We start from the raw sequence: 22907 nt of genomic DNA on the forward strand, positions 1-22907 counted from the left end.
CGATGGCACTGCTTAATATTTTTGATATCGCCGGTTCGGCGATGACTGCACAGTCACAGCGTTTAAACGTGGCCGCCAGCAACCTGGCTAACGCCGACAGCGTGACCGGCCCCGACGGACAGCCTTACGTCGCCAAACAGGTGGTATTCCAGGTGGATGCCGCGCCAGGCCAGGCTACCGGCGGCGTGCGCGTTGCGCAGGTCGTGGAAGATCAAAGCCCGGCGAAACTGGTTTTTGATCCGGGCAATCCGCTGGCCGATGCCAAAGGCTACGTCAAGATGCCCAATGTCGATGTGGTTAGCGAAACGGTTAACAGCATGGCGGCGTCACGCAGCTATCAGGCGAACGTCGAAGTGCTGAACACCGTCAAGTCAATGATGATGAAAACCCTGACCATCGGTCAATAACGGAGAACAACCATGGGCTTAGCCGTTGGCGTAAATGAAAAGATCGATCCCAGTGTCCTTACCAGCACTACTGGCGCATCGAGCAGCAGCAGCGCAACCGACCTGCAAAGTAACTTCCTGACGCTGCTGGTCGCGCAGTTGAAAAACCAGGATCCCACCAATCCGATGGAAAACAACGAACTGACCACGCAGCTGGCGCAGATCAACACCGTAAGTGGGATTGAAAAGCTGAACACCACGCTGGGTTCGATCTCCGGTCAGATCAACAGCAACCAGTCGGTACAGGCATCAACCCTGATCGGCCATGGCGTCATGGTGCCGGGCACGCAGATCCTGACAGGGAAAGGCGAGACCACGCCGTTTGGCATTGAACTGACGCGCGCCTCTACCGCGACTACCGCCACTATTACTGACGGCAGCGGCAAAGTGGTACGCACGATCGACCTCGGCGGCCTGACGGCGGGCGTCCATACCTTCTCATGGGATGGCTCCTTAACCGACGGCACCACCGCGCCGGATGGCAAATATAACGTTTCCATCGCTGCCAGCGACGGAACGGAGCAACTGGTGGCGCAGCCACTGAATTACGCCTTAGTGAACGGTGTGACCACCGATTCCAGCGGGGCAATACTCGACCTCGGGACGATGGGCACTTCCACGCTCGATAAAATTCGTCAGATTCTCTGATACGACACAACATTTACTCAGGAGTGACACATGGGCTTTTCACAAGCGGTCAGCGGCTTAAACGCGGCCTCCAGTAACCTCGACGTTATCGGCAACAACATTTCCAACTCCGCAACGGCGGGTTTCAAATCCAGCACCGTCTCTTTTGCCGACATGTTCGCCGGTTCAAAAGTCGGTATGGGTGTTAAAGTTGCGGGCGTTATCCAGGACTTTAACGACGGTACGCCGACCACCACCAGCCGTGGCCTGGATGTGGCAATTAGCCAGCAGGGCTTCTTCCGCATGACCGATGACAGCGGTGCGGTCTATTACAGCCGTAACGGCCAGTTCACGCTGGATGAAAACCGCAACATCGTTAACATGCAGGGCATGCAGCTGACCGGCTATCCGGTCGCGGGCACCCCGCCAACCGTACAGACCGGCGCTAACCCGGTTGGACTCAGCGTACCGACCACCCAGATGACTGCCAGCGCGACCACCACCGGTAATCTGGTGGCTAACCTGAACTCGTCTGACGGCACTAAGGTTGACGCTGATTTCGACAGCACCGATGCCACCAGCTACAACGCCAAGTCATCAATGACCACCTATGACTCGCTGGGCAACGCGCACACCATCGACCTCTACTTCGTGAAAACGGCGGACAACAGCTGGAACGTGCATCCGATTGACTCCAGCAGCGGCACCACGACCACGCCGTTTACCATGAGCTTTAACCCCAATGGTGTGATGACCTCTGCGACCAGCCAGACCATCTCTATGGGCGCGCTGAACGGTTCCAACGCGCAGACTTTTACGCTGGATTTCACCGGCAGCATGCAGCAGAACACCGGTTCCAACACCTTCGGCAACCCGACGCAGGATGGCTACAAGCCGGGCGACCTGGTGAGCTACCAGATCAACAACGACGGCACGGTAGTAGGTAACTACTCCAACGAGAAAACCCAGGTGCTGGGACAGATCGTACTGGCGAACTTCGCTAACGCCGAAGGTCTGAAGTCTGAAGGCGACAACGTCTGGTCATCAACCGCCTCTTCGGGCCAGCCGCTGATCGGCCTGGCAGGCACCGGCAACCTCGGTACCCTGACCGCTGGCGCGCTGGAGTCCTCCAACGTCGATCTGAGTAAAGAACTGGTGAACATGATCGTCGCGCAGCGTAACTATCAGTCGAACGCGCAGACCATCAAAACTCAGGACCAGATCCTCAACACGCTGGTTAACCTGCGTTAATACGGCTGACGGGAGAGCGCTATGGATCACGCTATTTATACCGCCATGGGCGCGGCAAGTCAGACGCTCAATATGCAGTCGGTGACGGCCAGCAACCTGGCCAACGCCTCAACGCCGGGTTTTCGTGCGCAGCTCAGCGCGCTGCGTGCGGTGCCGGTAGAAGGCTTATCGCTGCCGACGCGCACGCTGGTCGCCGCGTCAACGCCGGGCGCCGATATGACGCCGGGCGCCCTTGATTATACGCAGCGTCCGCTCGACGTTGCGGTACAGCAGGATGGCTGGCTGGCGGTACAAACGGCAGATGGCACGGAAGCCTATACCCGCAACGGCAATATGCAGATCAGCCCGACCGGGCAGCTGACCATTCAGGGTCATCCGGTGATGGGCGACGGTGGTCCGATTGCGGTGCCGCAGGCGGCGGAAATCACCATCGCCGCCGACGGCACCATTACCGCGCTGAATCCGGGCGATGAGCCTAACGCGACGGTACAGCTGGGACGTTTGAAGCTGGTTAAGGCTACGGGGCAGGAAGTGGTGCGCGGCGATGACGGCATGTTTCGTCTGAGTCCGGCGGCGCAGGCCCAGCGCGGCGCGGTGCTGCCTAACGATGCGACGGTGCAGGTAATGCCCGGCGTGCTGGAAGGCAGCAACGTCAAGCCCGTAGCAACCATGGTTGACATGATTGCCAACGCCCGCCGCTTTGAGATGCAGATGAAAGTCATCTCCAGCGTCGATGAAAACGAACAACGCGCCAACCAGCTGCTCAACATGACCAGCTAAGGCAAGAGGAAAACAGCATGATCAGCTCCTTATGGATCGCTAAAACCGGACTTGATGCCCAGCAAACCAATATGGACGTCATCTCCAACAACCTGGCCAACGTCAGCACCAACGGCTTTAAGCGTTCGCGCGCGGTCTTTGAAGATCTAATGTATCAGACCATGCGTCAGCCGGGCGCTCAGTCTTCTGAGCAGACCACGCTGCCGTCAGGTTTGCAGATCGGTACCGGCGTGCGTCCGGTTGCCACCGAGCGTCTGCATACGCAGGGCAACCTGTCGAAAACCGACAACTCGAAAGATGTGGCGATTAACGGCCAGGGCTTTTTCCAGGTACAGCTGCCGGACGGTACTGCAGCCTATACCCGCGACGGTTCGTTCCAGGTGGATCAGAACGGTCAGCTGGTGACCAACGCCGGTTTCCCGGTGCAGCCTGGTATTACCATTCCATCTAACGCCCTGAGCATTACTATCGGGCGCGACGGCGTAGTCAGCGTCACCCAGCAGGGCCAGACGCAGCCGGTACAGGTTGGTCAGCTGACGCTGAGTACCTTTATCAACGATACCGGCCTCGAAAGCATGGGCGAGAACCTTTACAAGGAAACCCAGGCTTCCGGCGCGCCGACCGATAGCACGCCAGGTCTGAACGGCGCCGGTCTGCTCTATCAGGGCTATGTTGAAACCTCGAACGTCAACGTAGCGGAAGAGCTGGTCAGCATGATCCAGACGCAGCGCGCCTATGAGATCAACAGTAAAGCTATTACCACCTCCGATCAGATGCTGCAGAAACTGACGCAGGTATAACGGCAATAAGCGCGCTCAGGCGCGGACTGGCGGGGCGCAGGCCCCGCCAACCCAAAGTTAAATAATGAAAGGTATACACGTCGTGGCGAAGCAATTCACATTCAAGCCTGGACATTTGGTTATCGCCACCTTGGTGATGACTCTTAACGGTTGTGCCCTTGTTCCCCGTACACCGCTGGTCACCGGCCCGACAACGGCTCAGCCGCTGCCCGCTTCGCCGCCCGTGGTAAACGGTTCTATTTTCCAGGGGGTGATGCCGATGAGCTACGGCTATCAGCCTCTGTTTGAAGATCGTCGTCCGCGCAATATCGGCGACACCCTCACTATCGTGCTGCAGGAAAACGTCAGCGCCAGCAAGAGTTCCTCGGCTAATGCCAGCCGCGACGGCAGCGCCAGTCTTGGCCTGACCGCCGTACCGCGTGCGCTGGAAGGCCTGCTGGGTGGCAACAAGACCTCGCTGGATGGCGAAGGCAAAAATGATTTCGCAGGTAAGGGCGGCGCTTCCGCGAATAACACCTTTACCGGCACCATTACCGTTACCGTCAATCAGGTACTGCCGAACGGCAACCTGAATGTCGTCGGTGAGAAACAGATCGAGATCAACCAGGGCACCGAGTTTATTCGCTTCTCTGGCGTGGTTAACCCGCGCACCATCAGTGGCAACAATACCGTGGTGTCAACGCAGGTGGCCGACGCCCGCATCGAATATGTCGGTAACGGCTATATCAACGAAGCGCAGAACATGGGTTGGCTGCAGCGCTTCTTCCTGAACATCTCACCGATGTAAGAGGCTTTTATGTCACAGTCACGCATTATTCGTTTCGCGCTCTCCCTGCTGCTGCTCGGTGTTAGCGCTGTAGCAAGTGCCGATCGTATCCGCGATCTCACCACCATTCAGGGCGTTCGCGATAACCAGCTGATCGGCTACGGTCTGGTGGTGGGCCTCGACGGCACCGGCGACCAGACGGCACAAACGCCGTTTACCACCCAGTCGCTCAATAACATGCTGTCACAGCTGGGCATTACCGTACCGACCGGCACCAATATGCAGCTGAAAAACGTGGCGGCGGTAATGGTGACCGCCAATCTGCCGCCTTTTGGCCGTCAGGGACAGCAGATCGACGTGGTGGTTTCCTCCCTGGGCAACGCCAAAAGCCTGCGCGGCGGTACGCTGATTATGACGCCGCTGAAAGGCGTCGATAACCAGGTTTACGCGCTGGCGCAGGGCAACATTCTGGTCGGCGGCGCGGGCGCATCGGCAGGCGGCTCCAGCGTCCAGGTCAACCAACTGAACGGCGGACGCATTACCGGCGGCGCGACCATTGAACGTGAAATCCAGAGCAACTTCGGCAGCCAGGGCACCATCAATCTGCAGCTGAATGAAGAAGATTTCAGCATGGCGCAGCGCATCAGCGACGCGATTAACAGCCGTGGCTACGGCGTGGCGCAGGCGCTGGACGCCCGTACCGTACAGGTTCGCGCGCCGATGAATAACAGCTCACAGGTGCGCCTGCTGGCTGATATTCAGAATATCGACGTGGCGGTCGCGGTGCAGGATGCCAAAGTGATCATCAACTCGCGTACCGGCTCGGTGGTAATGAACCGCGAAGTCTCGCTCAGCTCTTGTGCGGTAGCGCAGGGCAACCTGTCGGTCACGGTAAACCAGCAGCAGAACGTCAGCCAGCCTGACACGCCGCTGGCCGGTGGACAGACGGTGGTCACGCCGCAAACCCAGATCGATATGCGTCAGGAAGGCGGCGCGTTGCAGCGCGTGAACGCCAGCGCCAACCTGAACAGCGTGGTACGTGCGCTGAACGCCCTTGGCGCAACGCCAATGGATCTGATGTCGATTCTTCAGTCAATGCAGAGCGCGGGCTGTCTGCGCGCCAAACTGGAAATTATCTGATGAATGATACGCAATCTGTAATGAGCGCGGCCTATGACAGCCAGGCGCTCAACAATCTGAAACGTCAGGCCAGCAGCGATCCGCAGGGAAAAGCGCTGCAGGTGGCGAAGCAGGTGGAAGGCATGTTCGTACAGATGATGCTGAAGAGCATGCGTCAAGCGCTGCCGCAGGAAGGGCTGCTCAGCACTGAACAGACGCGGATGTTCACTTCAATGTATGACCAGCAGATTGCGCAGGAGATGGGCAATAAAGGTCTGGGGCTGGCGGATGTCATCGTCAAGCAGATGATGCCAGCCCAGGCACCGGATGAAAGCGCGGGCACCGTACCAATGCCGCTTGACCGTTCGGTGGTGATCAATACGCTGCTGCCGCGACAGCTGGAACAGGTGCAGACGCAGATGGCGCAAATGGTGCAGCGCGCGGTACCGAAACTGCCGCAGCCCACCGCCACGGCACCGCTGAGCGGCGACAGTAGCGATTTTATCGCCAAACTGACGCAGCCCGCGCAGCTCGCCAGTCAGCAGACCGGCATTCCTCACCAACTGATCCTCGCCCAGGCGGCGCTGGAATCAGGCTGGGGACAGCGACAGATCATGACGCAGGACGGCAAGCCGAGCTACAACCTGTTCGGCATTAAGGCCACCGGCAGCTGGCAGGGGAAAACCACTGAAATCACCACCACCGAATATGAAAACGGCGTGGCGAAAAAAGTGAAGGCAGCGTTCCGTGTCTATGACTCCTATATCGATGCGCTGGCTGACTATGCCAACCTGCTCAGCAAAAACCCGCGTTACGAGAAAGTAACGACGGCGAAAACGGCGGAAGAGGGCGCGCATGCCCTGCAGGAAGCGGGCTATGCGACCGATCCGAAATACGCCAAAAAGCTGGTAGGCATGATTCAGCAGTTTAAAAGTTTGGGTGAAAAAGTCGCCAAAGCTTACGGTAGCGAAATCGGCGATCTGTTCTGATTTTTTACTCAAGTTTCACTTAAGCACGCCGATAACCAAAACAGGCCAGAAAGCGCGCGAAGCGCTTGCGGCACCCGATTCGTTGAATGCCGCCCGGTGCGTTACCGGGGCAAAAAGGAACCGACATGTCCAGCTTAATTAACTCCGCAATGAGCGGGCTGAGCGCCGCGCAGGCTGCGCTGAATACCACCAGCAATAACATCAGCAATTACAATGTGGCCGGGTATTCACGTCAGACGGCCGTGCTGTCCTCGCAGCCAAGCACCCTGAACGGTGGCAACTATTACGGTAACGGCGTGACCATCAGCAGCGTTCACCGCGAGTATGATGAGTTTATTACCGGGCAGCTGCGCAGCGCCTCGGCGCAAAACAGCGGGATTACCACCCAGTACAACCAGATTTCTAATATCGACGATCTGATGTCTTCGTCTTCCAACAGCCTGTCAACCACGCTGTCGGACTTCTTTACCAACGTGCAGAACGTGGTGAGCAACGCCAACGATCCCTCGGCGCGTCAGACGCTGCTGGGCAAAGCGGATGGACTGGTTAACCAGTTTAAGGTGACCGATCAATATCTGCGTAATATGGATGCCAGCATCAATACCAGCATATCTTCGTCCGTTGAGCAGATTAATAGCTACTCCAGCCAGATTGCTAACCTGAACACTCAGATCGGCAAACTGCAGGCGGCGGGCGCGGGTGCCGATCCCAACAGCCTGCTGGATCAGCGCGATGCACTGGTCAGCAAGCTGAACGACCTGGTAGGCGTCAGCGTTTCCCAGCAGGACGGCAGCTATATCGTCTCGATGTCAAACGGCCTGGCGCTGGTGAACGGTGCCGATACGCGTCAGCTGGTGGCGATGACTGCCAGCAACGATCCGACGCGCACGACGGTCGGCTATGTAGATAAAACCGCGGGCAACGTTGAGATCCCTGAAAGCCTGGTCAGCACCGGCTCGCTGGGCGGTCTGCTGAAGTTTCGTACCGAAGATCTCGATCCCGCACGCAATAAGCTTAACCAGCTGGCGTTGAATTTCGCCGACAGCTTTAACACGCAGCATAAAGCGGGCTTCGACAGCGAAGGCAACGCCGGTACCGATTTCTTTACCATCGGCGGCCCGACCGTGGTCAGCAACAGCAAAAACGGCTCTACCGCGGCGCTAACCGCCAGCTGGAGCGATACCAGTAAGGCGCAGGCCACCGATTATAAGGTGAGCTGGGACGGCAGCAACTGGAACGTTAAACGCCTGTCAGACAATACCAGCGTCAGCGCGACCCTGGATGCGAATGGCAAGCTCAATTTCGACGGCTTACAGCTTACGCCTTCCGGCACGCCAGCCGCCAATGACAGCTTTATCGTTAAGCCGGTCAGCAACGCTATCGTGAATATGGGCGTGGCGATTACCAATGAAGCGCAAATCGCGGCTGCCGGTTCGGCAACGGGCGGGGAAAGCGATAACCGTAACGCCCAGAGCCTGCTTGATTTGCAGAGCAAGAATCTGGTCAACGGCAACGCGACGCTGGCGCAGGGTTATGCCAGCCTGGTGAGCGACATCGGTAACAAAACCAATACGCTAAAAACCACCAGCGAAACGCAGACGAACGTGGTGACGCAGCTGACCAACCGCCAGCAGTCGGTATCGGGCGTTAACCTTGATGAAGAGTACGTGAACCTGCAGCGCTATCAGCAATATTACATGGCGAATGCGCAGGTCCTGCAGACGGCGTCGGCTATTTTTGATGCCTTGATCAGCATCCGTGGCTAATTGAATTGATGAAGGAATAACCACCATGCGACTCAGTACCAGCATGATGTATGACCAGCAGATGCGCGGCGTGACCAACGCCCAGTCGAGCTGGCTGAAAGCGGGCGAACAGCTCTCTACCGGCAAACGCGTGATTAACCCATCGGACGATCCGCTGGCCGCCGCGCAGGCCGTGGTGCTTTCGCAGGCACAGGCAGAGAACAGCCAGTATCAGCTGGCGCGCAACTTCGCCACCCAGAGCGTTTCGCTGGAAGAAAGCACGCTGCAAAACGTGACCTCGGCGGTGCAGAGCGCGCAGACGCTGGTTATTTCCGCAGGCAACGGCGCACTTTCTGATGATGACCGCGCCTCCTATGCGACCCAGCTGGAAGGTGTGCGCGATCAGCTGCTCAACCTGGCTAACAGTACCGATGGCAACGGACGCTATATTTTTGCCGGTTATAAAAGCGACAGCGCACCCTTTACCGAAGATGCCAACGGCAACGTAGTTTATAACGGCGGTACCGATGCGATTAAGCAGAAAGTCGATGCCAGCCGTACGATGGCCACCAGCCATACCGGCGAACAGGTATTTATGTCTGTAACCAGCAACGCGGTGGCCGAGCCAAACGGCGGCACCAGCGAAAAGAATATTTTCGCTACGCTGGATGCGGCCATCAGCGCGCTGAAACAGCCGATTCAGAATGGTGATGATGCGACGAAAGCCGCATCGAAAGATGCGCTGGATAAGGCAACACGCGGCCTGAGCAACTCGCTGAACAATATTCTGGCAGTACGTTCCGAGCTGGGTACGCAGCTGGATGAGCTGGAGAAACTGGATAGTCTGGGCGAGGATCGCAGCACCTTGCAGGCAACAAAAATGAGCAACCTGGTGGATGTGGATTACACCAGCGCGATCTCGATTTATACCATGCAGCAGCAGGCGCTGCAGGCTTCTTATAAGACTTTCAGCGATATGTCGCAGATGTCTCTGTTCCAGATGAACAGCTAAAAAATGAGTTTTTGAGCGTGCTTAAACCGGGCGCGTTCATTTTTCCCCGTCACCGATGGCTTATCGTCGCTGACGGGTTTTTTTTGCCCTGAAAACGGCGCAAGGCAGCGAGCAACAACGCGTCCGCGCTGGATACACCTGAAAATATTCGCCAGACGATGTTATATCGCCAGTCGTACAGGGAAGGCGGTTTGTTACGGGCTGCTATACAAAAAGTGGCGGTTTTGCAGGAGTAACGGCGCGCTACAAAGGGCTTAAATATCGGCTCTGTCCAGAGTTACGGTGCCCTATGAGCAGGCGCCCAGCAAGGCTCAGATATTGGGCTTCTTTACAGGGCAACGGCGTGCTATGAACAAGCGTTCAGAAGAATTTCACAGGGGCAACGGTGGGTGACGAATTGGAATCCTAAAAATCAGGCGTCGCGGTAAGCGGCAGATTCCTAAAACTTGCCATAAAAAACCCCGGCCTGGGCCGGGGTTGATATTAGCTTAATGGCTATCAGGGTTTCGTGGCCGGGGCCGTTGCCTGATGGGTCGCGCTGTGGCCACCGGCGGCGCCTTTGCCTTCAAAATGGAAAGGCGGGCGCACCCAGTCGCTATGACGCGGCGCTTCCGGCTGCCATTCTGGAGCGGGCGCTTTCGTCATCGGCGCGCTGGCATGATACTTGCCAGCCATCAGCGAAGCCTGATTGACCGTCGATGCAGGCGCTGTATCACGTGCCGGAACCGGCGCATGCGGTTCGTTAACCGGCAGCGTCTCTTCCGGCTCAATGGCGGGCGCATTCAGCACCTGCTCAACCTGAGCGGCGATTTCAGCGCTGACATCGTTGGCGCTGGCTTCGGCAACGTCGCTGGCCTGCTGTTCGGTAGCGTCAGATGCCGCCGCAGTCTGCTGCGTTTCCTGAGCTGCTTCAGCAACGACCGGCGCGGTTTCTACCGGAGTTGCCTTGGGAGCTTCCACGCCGGTTCCGCCTGCGCCGCAACCTGAGTCGCTTTGCTGGCTTCTTCTGCTGATTCTGCCTGCGTCGCAGCCTGAGCCGCTTTGCTGGCTTCATCCGCCGGCTCCGCCTGGGCGGCAACCTGAGCGGCGCGCGCTTCGGCAGCGGCTGGGATTACGGATGGCTCTTCATTGACCGGCACATCGATCGCCGACGTATCATGCGTATCTACCGGCGTTGCGGGCGCATCGGCCACCTGCTGCGGTGCTACTTCCTGTACTGCGTTCTGAGCCGCCACGGTCACCAGCGCTGATTGCTGTTCCGCATTCGCTTCGCTGGCGACGTCAGGTAACGCTACGGCAGCAGCGGTTTCGGTGCGATCGTAATCCGGCGTTGCCTGTTGCGCAGCGACATCCTGCTCATGTTCATTGCTGACCTGAACGACCGGGTAGCGCACCCAGACTTTACCTGAAGCCATTTCCGGCGAAGCGGCGGCACAGGCGATAGGCATCGGCGACTGCGTCGGGTAACGCTCGTCGCGGTAACGGCGACGACGCTGACCACTAACGCGCAGGTGACGCGGAGAACGACGCGAACGACGCGGCATATTGCCGTTGTCACGGTTTTCCTGTTCTTCCTGCTCTTCCGGCAGTGCTTGCGATTCTGCTGGCAGCGCTTCCTTAACCGGCGCGGCTTTTACCTCTTCGGTGACCGGTTTGGTCTCCGCAGTCTGCGCGCTTTCTACGCGAACTTTCTGGGCCAGCTGGCGCGGTTTGCGGCGCGGCATGACCTGAACGCGCTCTTCAGCGTTATCTTCGCTTTCTTCAACTGGCGCGGCCTGCTGCTCTTGCTGTGCGGCGGCTTTAGCAGCTTCCTGCTGCTGGCGGCGCTCTTCCTGGCGACGACGCTGACGTTCGGCACGCTGTTCGCGACGCTGCTGCTGCTGTTCTTCACGCTGCGCGCGCGCTTCATCAGTCAGCGCATTCTGCGTCTCTTCACGCACCTCAGCATTAGCCTGCTGACGTTTGTTGTTACGACGCGGCTCTTCGCGCGTTTCACGGTTCTCACGCGCCTGTTGCGGGGCGTTTTCTCCGTTGCGATCGCGGTTACGATCGCGGCGATTGTTGTTACTGCGGCGATTGTTATTCGGACGGCGTTCACGCGGTTGCTGCGTGGACTCCTCGCTGGCGGGCTTCTCCTGCTGCGGTTGTTCAACCGTTGCGGAGGCGGCCGTTTCACCGGCAAACAGTTTTTTCAGGCCGCCAAACAGACGTCCGATAAAACCGGTCTGGGCAGCAGGCTCTGCGACTTTTTTCGCTTCAACTGGCTGAGCCGTCGCTTTCTTCTCGCTAACTGCGGTTTCCTGCGGCGCAGGCGGCGCATCAGGCATCACAAAGGCGGCGAGGGCAGGCTGCTCAGGACGACGGCGTTCGGCCTGCTCATCTTCCGACGGCAGCGCCATTTCCGCTTCATGCAGCTTCGGCAGATGATAGCTGAGGGTTTGCGTCTCTTCGCCGCTGCGCACGCGCAGCACGGAGTAGTGCGGCGTCTGCATCTGGTCGTTCGGGACGATAATCGCGCGTACGCCGCCCTGACGTTTTTCGATGGCGCTTACGGCGTCACGTTTTTCGTTCAGCAGGTAAGAGGCGATCGGCACTGGAACAATGGCGTGAACTTCTTTGGTGTTCTCTTTCAGCGCTTCTTCTTCAATCAGACGCAGAATAGAGAGCGACAGCGATTCGTTATCGCGGATGGTGCCGGTTCCGCTACAGCGCGGGCAAACATGATGGCTTGACTCGCCCAGCGACGGGCTAAGGCGCTGGCGTGACATTTCCAGCAGGCCGAAGCGGGAGATATGGCTGATCTGAATGCGGGCGCGATCCTGACGTACCGCTTCACGCAGGCGGTTTTCTACCGCGCGCTGGTGGCGCACCGGCGTCATATCGATAAAGTCGATCACAATCAGGCCGCCGAGGTCGCGCAGACGCAGCTGGCGCGCGATTTCATCGGCTGCTTCAAGGTTGGTGTTAAAAGCTGTCTCTTCGATATCACCGCCGCGCGTGGCGCGCGCTGAGTTAATATCAATGGCAGTCAGCGCTTCGGTGCTGTCGATAACAATCGAGCCGCCGGAAGGCAGGCGCACTTCGCGCTGAAAAGCAGATTCGATCTGCGATTCGATTTGGTAATGGCTGAACAGCGGGATTTCACCGGTGTACAGTTTAATTTTGCTACTGAAATCAGGACGGCCGAGGGCGGCGATATGCTGGCGCGCCAGATCCAGAACCTTCGGGTTATCGATCAGGATCTCGCCAATATCAGGGCGCAGATAGTCGCGGAAGGCGCGCACGATGACGTTGCTTTCCTGATGAATCAGGAAAGGCGCCGGGCGGCTGTCTGCCGCTTTCTTGATCGCTTCCCAATGCTTCAGACGGAAGCTCAAATCCCACTGCAGCGCTTCGGCGGATTTTCCGACGCCTGCGGTACGGACGATTAAACCCATGCCTTCCGGTAGTTCAAGGGAAGAGAGCGCTTCTTTCAGCTCGGTACGATCGTCGCCTTCAATACGGCGAGAAATGCCGCCCGCGCGCGGGTTATTCGGCATCAGAACCAGATAGCTGCCAGCCAGGCTGATAAAGGTGGTCAGGGCTGCGCCTTTATTCCCACGTTCTTCTTTATCGATCTGAACAATAACTTCCTGGCCTTCGCGCAATACATCTTTGATATTAGGACGACCATGAGCGTTGTAGCTGGCGGGGAAATACTCGCGGGAAATTTCTTTAAGCGGAAGGAAACCGTGTCGTTCAGCGCCGTAATCAACAAATGCCGCTTCCAGGCTGGGTTCAATGCGGGTGATCTTTCCTTTATAGATGTTAGCCTTTTTCTGTTCGTGTCCGGGGCTTTCAATATCCAGGTCGTACAGACGTTGTCCATCCACAAGGGCTACACGCAACTCCTCCTGTTGAGTTGCGTTTATTAACATTCTTTTCATCGTAACGTACTCGTTATTCTTACGTGAGTGACTAAGCTGCGGGCTAAGTAACACTGGACGAAGAATAACCGACGGCCCCGTGTCTTATCGCTACATCGTCAACCTCACGGTTGTCGGTCGCTCAAGGGGCGCAAAAATCTCGGCAGCCTGTTTTTATAAGGAAAAACAGCGCTCGGATGAGGGAACCGCCACTGAATTTACCAGAGAGAGTCAATCCCGTCTTATCGTCCAGGCTGCAACCCGCAGCCCGCTAAATGCCTGATTTCACAATACGTCTTACGCCATTGCTGCGTGTATGTGCTATCCGGCAAAATTTCTTAATTCGCTATTTATGGTTTCCTGACGGTAAGGGCTCAGGAGACCGGGTCATTATTCCATTGCTAACCTTGTTATAGCAAGGTGACTTTTCATTACTGATAAACTTTCTTGCACCATTACGCATTCATTTTGCAGGCTTTTTCACCACCACTACAGAAAATCAGGAAACAGGCCGCAAAATTGGCGGTGCGTTGTCAGTTAAGCACATAAAAAGAAGTGGCGCTATTATCCGCCACTCATTAGAATCGCCGCCCATGAATATGAATACGCCATCAGTACAAATCGTCGCCATCTCCGCTGAAGAAGCGGGGCAGCGTATCGATAATTTTTTGCGCACGCAGCTTAAAGGCGTGCCGAAAAGTATGATTTATCGCATTTTGCGTAAAGGTGAAGTGCGGGTGAATAAAAAACGCATTAAGCCTGAATATAAATTGCAGGCTGGTGATGAAGTGCGCATTCCGCCGGTGCGCGTGGCGGAACGCGAAGAAGCGGCTATTTCGCCTAAACTTGAGCGCATTGCCAGTCTCGCCGATGCCATCCTGTATGAGGATGATTACATCCTGATCCTGAATAAGCCTTCCGGGACGGCGGTACATGGCGGCAGCGGCTTAAGTTTCGGCGTCATTGAAGGGCTGCGCGCGTTGCGGCCGGAAGCGCGCTTCCTTGAACTGGTGCATCGTCTCGACCGTGATACTTCCGGCGTACTGCTGGTGGCGAAAAAGCGCTCAGCGCTGCGATCGCTGCATGAACAGCTGCGCGAAAAGGGAATGCAAAAGGATTATCTGGCGCTGGTGCGCGGACAGTGGCCGTCGCATCTGAAGACGGTGCAGGCGCCGCTGTTGAAAAATATTTTGCAGAGCGGTGAGCGCGTTGTACGCGTTAGCGGCGAAGGTAAACCCTCTGAAACTCGTTTTAAAGTAAAAGAGCGCTATGCCCATGCCACACTGGTCAAAGCCAGCCCGGTAACCGGACGTACGCATCAGATTCGCGTCCATACGCTGCATGCCGGTCATCCTATCGCGTTTGACGATCGCTACGGCGAGCGGGAGTTTGATAAACAGCTCAGCGCGACCGGCCTGCATCGGCTGTTTCTGCATGCGGCGGCGTTGACCTTTACCCATCCGCACAGCGGCGACAGAATGCGTATTGAAGCGCCACTGGATGACGAGCTTAAAAAATGCCTGGCGGCATTAAGAAAACAGCAGCCGCAGGCTGGCCGCTGACAGAAATGCATCACTGACAGCGCGGGAGCATACGCGACATCAGTAAAAGCGGGCAGAGGGCGACAGCGTCTTCTGCCCGTTTCGCTTTATTTGTGAGCCGTTAACGGGTTAATGCCCGCCTCGCGTAATAAATCGCACAACGCTATCAGCGGCAGTCCTATTAATGTATTAGGGTCACGTCCTTCCAGGCGCTCAAAGAGCGTAATGCCTAATCCTTCGCTTTTAAAACTTCCTGCACATTGCAACGGCTGCTCGATATTCACATAAGCCGTTATTTCCGCTTCGCTCAGCGGGCGAAAATAAACACGAAAGGTTTCATAAAGAGAAAACATTCGTTTTTGTTCAGCGCAATAAAGCGCCAGGCCAGTATAAAAAGTAATGACTTTACCGCTGGCGGCGCGTAATTGTGCGCGTGCATTTTCTTCAGTGTGAGGCTTGCCGGTTATTTTTCCATCCAGCACGCAAACCTGATCGGAGCCGATTATCCAGCCGTGTGGATAATTAGCCGCCAGCGCCTGCGCTTTGGCCTTTGCCAGACGTTCTACCAGCTGCGGCGCCGTTTCATTTGGCAGCGGCGCTTCATCTGTCTCAGGCGCAGCGGTAATAAAAGGAAGGCCCAGTTTATTTAACAACGCCTGACGAAATGGAGAGGTTGAGGCTAAAATCAGTTGTGTCATAAATTTTCAGTTAAAATATAGCGAATCGGATGCAGACATTTTAAACTGTGCGTCGCATTGGATGCGAATACCAGGTGAAAGATGCTGTTAAACAGCCTTTTTCTTTGACTCTATGTCGTTACAAAGTTAATATGCGCGCCCTATGCAAAAGGTAAAATTACCCCTGACACTTGATCCGGTTCGTGCCGCTCAAAAACGCCTTGATTACGAAGGTGTGTATGCACCTGAGCAGGTAGAGCGCGTGGCTGATTCTGTTGTCAGTGTGGACAGTGATGTGCAATGCGTAATGTCGTTTGCCGTTGACAACCAACGCCTGGCCGTTCTGAAAGGAACCGCCGACGTTAGCGTCACGTTGAGCTGCCAGCGCTGCAACAAACCGTTTGCACATCAGGTTCACGTAACGTATTGCTTCAGTCCGGTCAAAGATGATGACCAGGCAGAAGCGTTACCGGAAGCCTACGAGCCGATCGAGGTCAACGATTTCGGTGAAATCGATCTGCTGGCGGTGGTGGAAGATGAAATCATCCTCGCCCTGCCTGTAGTTCCGGTGCATGATTCTGAACACTGTGAAGTGTCCGACGCGGACATGGTCTTTGGCAAACTGCCTGAAGAGGCGGAGAAACCAAACCCATTCGCCGTATTAGCCAGTTTAAAGCGTAAGTAATAGGAGTAAGGTCCATGGCCGTACAACAGAATAAACCAACCCGTTCCAAACGTGGCATGCGTCGTTCTCACGATGCGCTGACCACTTCCACTCTGTCCGTAGATAAAGTTTCTGGCGAAACTCATCTGCGTCACCACATCACTGCGGATGGCTACTACCGCGGTCGCAAGGTCATCGTTAAGTAATTCTTGCGGCAACGCAAGGCGATACTTTGACACGTTTGACCCTGGCCATTGATGCTATGGGCGGGGATTTCGGTCCCTGCGTGACAGTGCCTGCAGCTTTGCAGGCACTGGCCTCACATTCGCAACTGCAGCTTCTTCTGATCGGCGATCCCGCCGCTATCACGCCATTACTTGCTAAAGCTGATTCCGCTGTAAAAGGGCGTCTGCAGGTTATCCCTGCCGAATCGGTTATCGCCAGTGATGCCAGACCCTCTCAGGCTATCCGCCACAGCCGCGGTAGCTCCATGCGCATTGCGCTTGAGCTGGTCAAAGAAGGCAAAGCGCAAGCGTGCGTCAGCGCCGGTAATACCGGTGCCCTGATGGGGCTGGCGAAACTATTATTAAAACCGCTGGACGGCATTGAACGTCCGGCGTTGACGACCGTACTGCCACATCAGCAGCGCGGGAATACTCTGGTGCTGGATCTGGGCGCCAACGTAGAATCTGACAGTGCCATGCTGGTGCAATTTGCCATTATGGGTGCGGTGATGGCGGAAGAAGTGCTGGCCATAGAACGACCGCGCGTGGCGCTGCTGAATATCGGCCAGGAAGAAACCAAAGGGCTGAATTCGATTCGTGAGGCTGCGGAACAGCTCAGGGCGTCGCCGCAAATTAATTATATCGGCTATCTTGAAGGCAACGATTTACTGACCGGCAAGACCGATGTGCTGGTTTGCGACGGTTTCGTTGGCAATGTCACGCTGAAAACCCTGGAAGGCGTGGTAAGAATGTTCCTTTCGCTGCTGAAATCATCAGGCGAAGGGAAAAAACGGGCATGGTGGATGAAGCTGCTGGAGCGCTGGATTAAAAAACGTCTGGCTAAGCGTTTCGGTCATCTGAACCCCGACCAGTATAATGGCGCCTGCCTGTTAGGATTGCGTGGCACAGTAATTAAAAGCCACGGCGCAGCAAATCAACGTGCTTTTGCAGCAGCGATTGAACAGGCAGAGCAGGCGGTGCGGCGGCAAGTCCCGGAGCGGATTGCCGCGCGCCTAAAGGCTGTATTAGCCAGGAGTGATTGAGCGGACATGTATACCAAAATAATCGGTACGGGCAGCTATCTGCCCGCTCAGGTGCGGACTAACGCCGATCTGGAAAAAATGGTCGAAACGACGGACGAGTGGATTGTTACCCGTACCGGCATTCGTGAACGACGTATCGCAGCACCTGATGAAACCGTAGCGACCATGGGTTTTCAGGCGGCTGAACGCGCGCTGGAAATGGCGGGCGTGGATAAAAACGATATTGGTCTGATTATCGTTGCCACCACATCAGGCAGCCATGCTTTCCCCAGCTCAGCCTGTATGATCCAGAATATGCTGGAGATCAAAGACTGCGCGGCCTTCGACCTGGCTGCTGCCTGCGCTGGTTTCACCTACGGCCTGAGCGTTGCCGATCAATACATTAAAAACGGCGCGGTCAAACATGCGCTGGTGATCGGCGCCGATGTGCTGGCGCGTACGCTCGATCCCAACGATCGCGGCACGATTATTCTTTTTGGCGATGGCGCTGGCGCCGTCGTGCTTTCCGCCAGCGAAGAACCTGGCATTATCTCTACTCATCTGCATGCTGATGGCCGCTACGGTCAGTTGCTGACGCTGCCTTATCACGATCGCGCACAGCCTGACCAGCCTGCCTGGCTCACCATGTCCGGCAACGAAGTGTTCAAAGTTGCGGTTACCGAACTGGCGCATATCGTTGACGAAACGCTGTCAGCCAATAACCTGGAACGCTCCGAGATCGACTGGCTGGTGCCGCATCAGGCTAACCTGCGCATCATCAGCGCAACGGCGAAAAAGCTGGGCATGGGTATGGATAAAGTGGTCGTTACGCTCGATCGCCACGGCAATACTTCCGCAGCCTCCGTTCCCGCCGCGCTGGACGAAGCGGTGCGCGATGGCCGTATTAAACCCGGACAGCTGGTGCTGCTGGAGGCTTTCGGCGGCGGTTTCACCTGGGGCTCGGCGCTGGTTCGTTTTTAATCGAAGGAACAGAAGATGACGCAATTTGCAATGGTTTTTCCGGGGCAGGGTTCCCAAACCGTTGGCATGCTGGCCGAGCTGGCTGCGGACAATCCCATTATTGAAGCGACGTTTAAAGAAGCTTCTGATGCTTTAGGTTACGATCTTTGGCAGCTGACGCAGCAGGGTCCGGCAGAAGAATTAAATAAAACCTGGCAAACGCAGCCTGCGCTGCTGGCCGCTTCGGTAGCGATCTTCCGTCTGTGGCAGCAAAAGGGCGGTCAGACGCCATCAATGATGGCCGGGCACAGTCTGGGTGAATATTCGGCGCTGGTTTGTGCTGGCGTGCTGGACTTCGCTGAGGCGATCAAACTGGTAGAACTGCGCGGTAAGCTGATGCAGGAAGCGGTACCGGCAGGCACCGGCGCGATGCAGGCGATTATCGGCCTGGATGACGCCGCTATCCGCCAGGCGTGCGAAGAAGCGGCTCAGGGCCAGGTTGTCTCTCCGGTCAACTTCAACTCGCCGGGGCAGGTTGTTATCGCCGGTAATAAAGAGGCGGTTGAACGTGCAGGCGCAGCCTGTAAAGCCGCAGGCGCGAAGCGTGCGCTGCCGCTGCCGGTCAGCGTACCTTCCCACTGCGCATTGATGAAGCCAGCGGCGGAAAAACTGGCAGTTGCGCTGGAAAAAGTGACTTTTAACGCACCAGCCTTACCGGTTGTAAATAATGTTGATGTAAAATGCGAAACCTCGCCGGAAGCCATCCGCAGCGCGCTGGTACGTCAGCTCTACAGCCCGGTGCGCTGGACAGAGTGCGTAGAATTTATGGCGGCGCAAGGCGTAACTTCGCTGCTGGAAGTCGGTCCGGGTAAAGTCCTGACGGGCCTGACGAAACGTATTGTTGACACCCTGACAGCCTCGGCGGTAAACGATCCCGCCAGCCTGGCAGCGGCGCTTGAACAATAACAGAGGATAAAAATGAGCTTCGAAGGAAAAATTGCCCTGGTAACCGGCGCCAGCCGTGGTATTGGCCGCGCTATTGCGGAAACCCTGGTGGCGCGCGGTGCGAAAGTGATTGGCACAGCAACCAGTCAGAGCGGCGCAGATGCAATTAGCGCCTACCTGGGAGATAACGGTAAAGGTTTGCTGCTGAACGTTACCGATCCGGCGTCAATTGAGAGCGTACTGGAAAATATCCGCGCTGAATTTGGCGAGGTGGATATTTTAGTCAATAATGCTGGCATTACGCGTGATAATCTCCTGATGCGCATGAAGGACGATGAGTGGCAGTCCATTCTGGACACCAATCTGACCTCCGTATTCCGCTTGTCCAAAGCGGTTATGCGCGCCATGATGAAAAAACGCGTGGGCCGTATCATTACCATCGGTTCCGTTGTTGGTACGATGGGTAATGCGGGCCAGGCAAACTACGCGGCAGCAAAAGCGGGTTTGATCGGCTTCAGCAAGTCACTGGCGCGAGAAGTTGCGTCACGTGGTATTACCGTTAACGTCGTGGCTCCCGGTTTCATTGAGACCGACATGACGCGCGCGTTGAGCGACGATCAGCGCGCTGGCATTCTGGCGGAAGTCCCGGCGGGTCGTCTTGGCGACGCGCAGGAAATCGCCAATGCCGTTGCATTTTTAGCCTCTGACGAGGCAGCGTACATCACTGGTGAGACGCTGCATGTCAATGGCGGAATGTACATGGTCTGATAATTACGAAAATTATTTGCGTTAATTGCGGTAATAGCCGCAAAATAGCGTGAAATCGTGGTTGGACCAGCCGGGATTGAGTTGCATCTTTTCCAACTTTTTATACACTACGAAAACCATCGCGAAAGCGAGTTTTGATAGGAAATTTAATAGTATGAGCACTATCGAAGAACGCGTTAAGAAAATCATCTCCGAGCAGCTTGGCGTTAAGCAGGAAGAAGTCACCAACGAAAAATCTTTCGTTGAAGATCTTGGCGCTGATTCTCTTGATACCGTTGAGCTGGTAATGGCTCTGGAAGAAGAGTTTGATACTGAGATTCCGGACGAAGAAGCTGAGAAGATCACTACCGTTCAGGCAGCCATTGATTATATCAATAGCCATCAGGCCTAATGAACTACCATCAGGCGGTCACTTGACCGCCTGAGTTTTTTGATCGCCCCACATAGTGTCAATCTTTCCCTCCCTGGAGGACGAACGTGTCTAAGCGTCGTGTAGTTGTGACCGGTCTTGGCATGTTGTCTCCTGTCGGCAATACCGTAGAGTCAACCTGGAATGCTCTCCTTGCCGGGCAGAGTGGCATCAGCCTGATCGACCATTTCGATACTAGTGCCTACGCAACGCGTTTTGCTGGCTTAGTAAAGGATTTTAACTGTGAAGATATCATCTCGCGCAAAGAACAGCGCAAGATGGATGCCTTCATTCAATATGGAATTGTCGCTGGCGTACAGGCCATGCAGGATTCCGGCCTGGTTGTTACTGAAGAAAACGCTACCCGTATCGGTGCGGCTATCGGTTCAGGCATTGGTGGACTGGGACTGATCGAAGAAAACCACGCGTCGCTGGTAAAAGGCGGCCCGCGTAAAATCAGTCCGTTTTTTGTCCCTTCTACCATTGTTAACATGGTAGCGGGTCATCTGACCATTATGTACGGCCTGCGTGGTCCAAGCATCTCTGTTGCTACCGCCTGTACTACCGGCGTACATAACATCGGCCACGCTGCCCGTATGATCGCCTATGGCGATGCGGACGCGATGCTGGCTGGCGGTGCGGAAAAAGCCAGTTCGCCGTTAGGCGTAGGCGGCTTTGGCGCGGCGCGCGCACTCTCCACGCGTAACGATAACCCGCAGGCGGCCAGCCGTCCGTGGGATAAAGATCGCGATGGCTTTGTGCTGGGCGACGGCGCAGGCATTATCATGCTCGAAGAGTATGAACATGCTAAAAAGCGCGGTGCAAAAATCTATGCCGAGTTGGTTGGCTTTGGTATGAGCAGCGATGCTTACCATATGACTTCTCCGCCGGAAGATGGCGCCGGTGCGGCGCTGGCAATGAGCAATGCGCTGAAAGACGCACAGCTGACGCCAGAGCAGGTTGGTTACGTCAACGCGCACGGCACCTCGACGCCTGCGGGCGATACGGCTGAAGCGCAGGCGGTGAAAACGGTGTTTGGTGCGGCAGCATCCAGCGTGATGGTCAGCTCGACGAAGTCGATGACCGGCCACCTGTTGGGCGCAGCAGGCGCGGTAGAGTCTATTTACTCTATTCTGGCGCTTCGTGACCAGGCTATTCCGCCGACTATCAACCTTGATAACCCGGATGAGGGCTGCGATCTTGATTTCGTGCCGCATACCGCGCGTCAGGTGAAAAACCTGGAATATGCGCTGTGTAACTCTTTCGGCTTCGGCGGCACCAACGGCTCGCTGATTTTCCGTCGAGTCTGAAGGTATCATTGCTGATTAAAGGCCCGCCTTGCGGGCCTTTTTTACATCTGGACTGTTCAGGGCCGGCGACAGATGTCAGCAAGGCAAGAGCGCGGTAAGCTTATGCCCGTGATGTCAGGAAGCGAGCATTAAAATGATTTGGATTAATGGTGTACCTCAGCAGCAGATTGCGGTCAGCGATCGCGCTTTACATTATGGCGATGGCTGTTTTACTACGGCTCGCCTGCAGCATGGCGTTATCAACTGGCTGGATGCGCATCTTCAGCGACTCCAGGAAGCCACTTCCGCATTAATGATCGATGGCATTGACTGGGTTTCATTAAAAGCAGAGATGTTGAATGCGGCTGCAAGTTGGCCGCAGGCGGAAGGCGTAGTGAAAGTTATCCTGTCACGCGGCTCTGGCGGACGCGGCTACAGCGGAGCCGCCTGTCATCAGCCCGTAAGGCTGATCATGCTTTCTGCCGCACCGACGCACTATACAGCGCTGCGGGAAAGCGGCGTCCGGTTGAAAACCAGCCCCGTCCAACTCGGTATTAATCCCCGGCTGGCCGGCATTAAACATCTCAACCGGCTGGAGCAGGTATTGATCCGTACAGAGCTTGAGCAGAGCGGGGCGGATGAAGCGCTGGTGCTTGACACCGAGGGGCGGCTGGTGGAATGCTGTGCGGCTAATTTATTCTGGCGCAAAGAAAACCGGCTGTTTACCCCCGATCTGAGCGGTGCAGGCGTCAACGGTATTATGCGCAGGCAGGTAATGAAACTGGCGGGGCTGCACGGCTATCGTTGTCAGGAAGTACGCGAACAGCCCCAGACGCTGGCGGATGCGGAGGAAGTATTTATTTCCAATGCGCTGATGCCCTTGCTGCCGGTACGTCAGATAGATAGCTGGCACTATCACTCGCGCACGCTTTATCAGCTGCTGCTGCCAGATTGTTAAAATGGATTAA

At 56.2% G+C, this 22907-nt stretch carries 23 protein-coding genes; 20 read left to right on the forward strand and 3 right to left on the reverse strand.

Translation table 11 applies throughout. The features are described 5' to 3' along the window. Positions 1-2 precede the first annotated feature (2 nt). The 10 genes from flgC to flgL all read left to right on the forward strand — a co-directional run bounded on the left by flgC (position 3) and on the right by flgL (position 9535). A complete protein-coding gene (flgC, locus tag P3C52_RS09765; RefSeq protein WP_275554810.1) occupies positions 3-407 on the forward strand; it encodes a flagellar basal body rod protein FlgC in 405 nt (134 codons plus the stop codon). 12 nt (positions 408-419) lie between these two features. Next, positions 420-1094, forward strand: coding sequence for a flagellar hook assembly protein FlgD (gene flgD / locus P3C52_RS09770; protein ID WP_275554811.1), 675 nt, complete (start codon positions 420-422; stop codon positions 1092-1094). A gap of 30 nt (positions 1095-1124) precedes the next feature. Next, positions 1125-2324 carry a flagellar hook protein FlgE gene (gene flgE / locus P3C52_RS09775; protein ID WP_275554812.1) on the forward strand — a complete coding sequence of 400 codons (1200 nt, stop codon included), beginning with the start codon at positions 1125-1127 and terminating at the stop codon, positions 2322-2324. 21 nt (positions 2325-2345) lie between these two features. Further along, positions 2346-3104, forward strand: coding sequence for a flagellar basal body rod protein FlgF (locus P3C52_RS09780; RefSeq protein ID WP_275554813.1), 759 nt, complete (start codon positions 2346-2348; stop codon positions 3102-3104). Between the two features lie 17 nt (positions 3105-3121). Continuing rightward, positions 3122-3904 (forward strand): flagellar basal-body rod protein FlgG, encoded by a 783-nt coding sequence (gene flgG / locus P3C52_RS09785; protein ID WP_275554814.1) that lies wholly within the window; start codon positions 3122-3124, stop codon positions 3902-3904. A gap of 82 nt (positions 3905-3986) precedes the next feature. Continuing rightward, positions 3987-4691, forward strand: a complete 705-nt coding sequence (gene flgH / locus P3C52_RS09790) for a flagellar basal body L-ring protein FlgH (RefSeq protein WP_275554815.1) — start codon at positions 3987-3989, stop codon at positions 4689-4691. Positions 4692-4715: 24 nt separating this feature from the next. Then, on the forward strand, positions 4716-5810 hold the full coding sequence (locus P3C52_RS09795; protein ID WP_275554846.1) for a flagellar basal body P-ring protein FlgI: 1095 nt from the start codon (positions 4716-4718) through the stop codon (positions 5808-5810). Beyond that, entirely contained in the window at positions 5810-6778 is a 969-nt protein-coding gene (gene flgJ, locus P3C52_RS09800; RefSeq protein ID WP_275554816.1) for a flagellar assembly peptidoglycan hydrolase FlgJ, read from the forward strand. The genes P3C52_RS09795 and flgJ overlap by 1 nt, the downstream gene beginning before the upstream one ends. 125 nt (positions 6779-6903) lie before the next feature. Beyond that, positions 6904-8544: a flagellar hook-associated protein FlgK gene (gene flgK / locus P3C52_RS09805; RefSeq protein ID WP_275554817.1), complete on the forward strand. Its 1641-nt coding sequence runs from the start codon at positions 6904-6906 to the stop codon at positions 8542-8544. A gap of 25 nt (positions 8545-8569) precedes the next feature. Then, positions 8570-9535, forward strand: coding sequence for a flagellar hook-associated protein FlgL (gene flgL / locus P3C52_RS09810; protein WP_275554818.1), 966 nt, complete (start codon positions 8570-8572; stop codon positions 9533-9535). A 498-nt stretch (positions 9536-10033) separates the two neighbouring features. On the opposite strand, the gene P3C52_RS09815 is transcribed toward flgL, so the two are convergent. Further along, positions 10034-10495, reverse strand: coding sequence for a hypothetical protein (locus P3C52_RS09815; RefSeq protein WP_343252012.1), 462 nt, complete (start codon positions 10493-10495; stop codon positions 10034-10036). Beyond that, positions 10468-13461: a ribonuclease E gene (rne, locus tag P3C52_RS09820; RefSeq protein ID WP_275554819.1), complete on the reverse strand. Its 2994-nt coding sequence runs from the start codon at positions 13459-13461 to the stop codon at positions 10468-10470. The genes P3C52_RS09815 and rne overlap by 28 nt, the downstream gene beginning before the upstream one ends. 572 nt (positions 13462-14033) lie before the next feature. Between rne and rluC the strand changes: the two genes are divergently transcribed. After that, a complete protein-coding gene (gene rluC / locus P3C52_RS09825) occupies positions 14034-15002 on the forward strand; it encodes a 23S rRNA pseudouridine(955/2504/2580) synthase RluC (protein ID WP_275554820.1) in 969 nt (322 codons plus the stop codon). An 86-nt stretch (positions 15003-15088) separates the two neighbouring features. Here rluC and P3C52_RS09830 read toward each other — a convergent pair whose 3' ends face one another. Continuing rightward, complete coding sequence (locus P3C52_RS09830; protein ID WP_275554821.1) at positions 15089-15679, reverse strand: nucleoside triphosphate pyrophosphatase; 591 nt, start codon at positions 15677-15679, stop codon at positions 15089-15091. A 142-nt stretch (positions 15680-15821) separates the two neighbouring features. Between P3C52_RS09830 and yceD the strand changes: the two genes are divergently transcribed. The 9 genes from yceD (at position 15822) to pabC (ending at position 22897) form a co-directional block, all read left to right on the forward strand. Further along, positions 15822-16343: a 23S rRNA accumulation protein YceD gene (gene yceD, locus P3C52_RS09835; protein ID WP_275554822.1), complete on the forward strand. Its 522-nt coding sequence runs from the start codon at positions 15822-15824 to the stop codon at positions 16341-16343. Positions 16344-16357: 14 nt separating this feature from the next. Further along, positions 16358-16528: a 50S ribosomal protein L32 gene (gene rpmF, locus P3C52_RS09840; RefSeq protein ID WP_038626789.1), complete on the forward strand. Its 171-nt coding sequence runs from the start codon at positions 16358-16360 to the stop codon at positions 16526-16528. 26 nt (positions 16529-16554) lie between these two features. Further along, a complete protein-coding gene (gene plsX / locus P3C52_RS09845; protein ID WP_275554823.1) occupies positions 16555-17589 on the forward strand; it encodes a phosphate acyltransferase PlsX in 1035 nt (344 codons plus the stop codon). Between the two features lie 6 nt (positions 17590-17595). After that, positions 17596-18549 (forward strand): beta-ketoacyl-ACP synthase III, encoded by a 954-nt coding sequence (locus P3C52_RS09850; protein WP_275554824.1) that lies wholly within the window; start codon positions 17596-17598, stop codon positions 18547-18549. A gap of 15 nt (positions 18550-18564) precedes the next feature. Further along, the gene (gene fabD, locus P3C52_RS09855) at positions 18565-19494 is read left to right on the forward strand and encodes an ACP S-malonyltransferase (RefSeq protein WP_275554825.1); all 930 of its coding nucleotides are present in this window, start codon (positions 18565-18567) and stop codon (positions 19492-19494) included. Positions 19495-19506: 12 nt separating this feature from the next. Further along, positions 19507-20241 carry a 3-oxoacyl-ACP reductase FabG gene (gene fabG, locus P3C52_RS09860; protein WP_275554826.1) on the forward strand — a complete coding sequence of 245 codons (735 nt, stop codon included), beginning with the start codon at positions 19507-19509 and terminating at the stop codon, positions 20239-20241. A 154-nt stretch (positions 20242-20395) separates the two neighbouring features. Beyond that, positions 20396-20632: an acyl carrier protein gene (gene acpP, locus P3C52_RS09865; RefSeq protein WP_085072106.1), complete on the forward strand. Its 237-nt coding sequence runs from the start codon at positions 20396-20398 to the stop codon at positions 20630-20632. An 86-nt stretch (positions 20633-20718) separates the two neighbouring features. Then, complete coding sequence (gene fabF, locus P3C52_RS09870; RefSeq protein ID WP_275554827.1) at positions 20719-21960, forward strand: beta-ketoacyl-ACP synthase II; 1242 nt, start codon at positions 20719-20721, stop codon at positions 21958-21960. A gap of 133 nt (positions 21961-22093) precedes the next feature. Beyond that, positions 22094-22897 carry an aminodeoxychorismate lyase gene (pabC, locus tag P3C52_RS09875; protein ID WP_275554828.1) on the forward strand — a complete coding sequence of 268 codons (804 nt, stop codon included), beginning with the start codon at positions 22094-22096 and terminating at the stop codon, positions 22895-22897. The last annotated feature ends 10 nt before the right edge of the window (positions 22898-22907 follow it).

Origin of the sequence: Mixta sp. Marseille-Q2659 (assembly GCF_940807255.1) — a bacterium.
Classification (GTDB): domain Bacteria; phylum Pseudomonadota; class Gammaproteobacteria; order Enterobacterales; family Enterobacteriaceae; genus Mixta.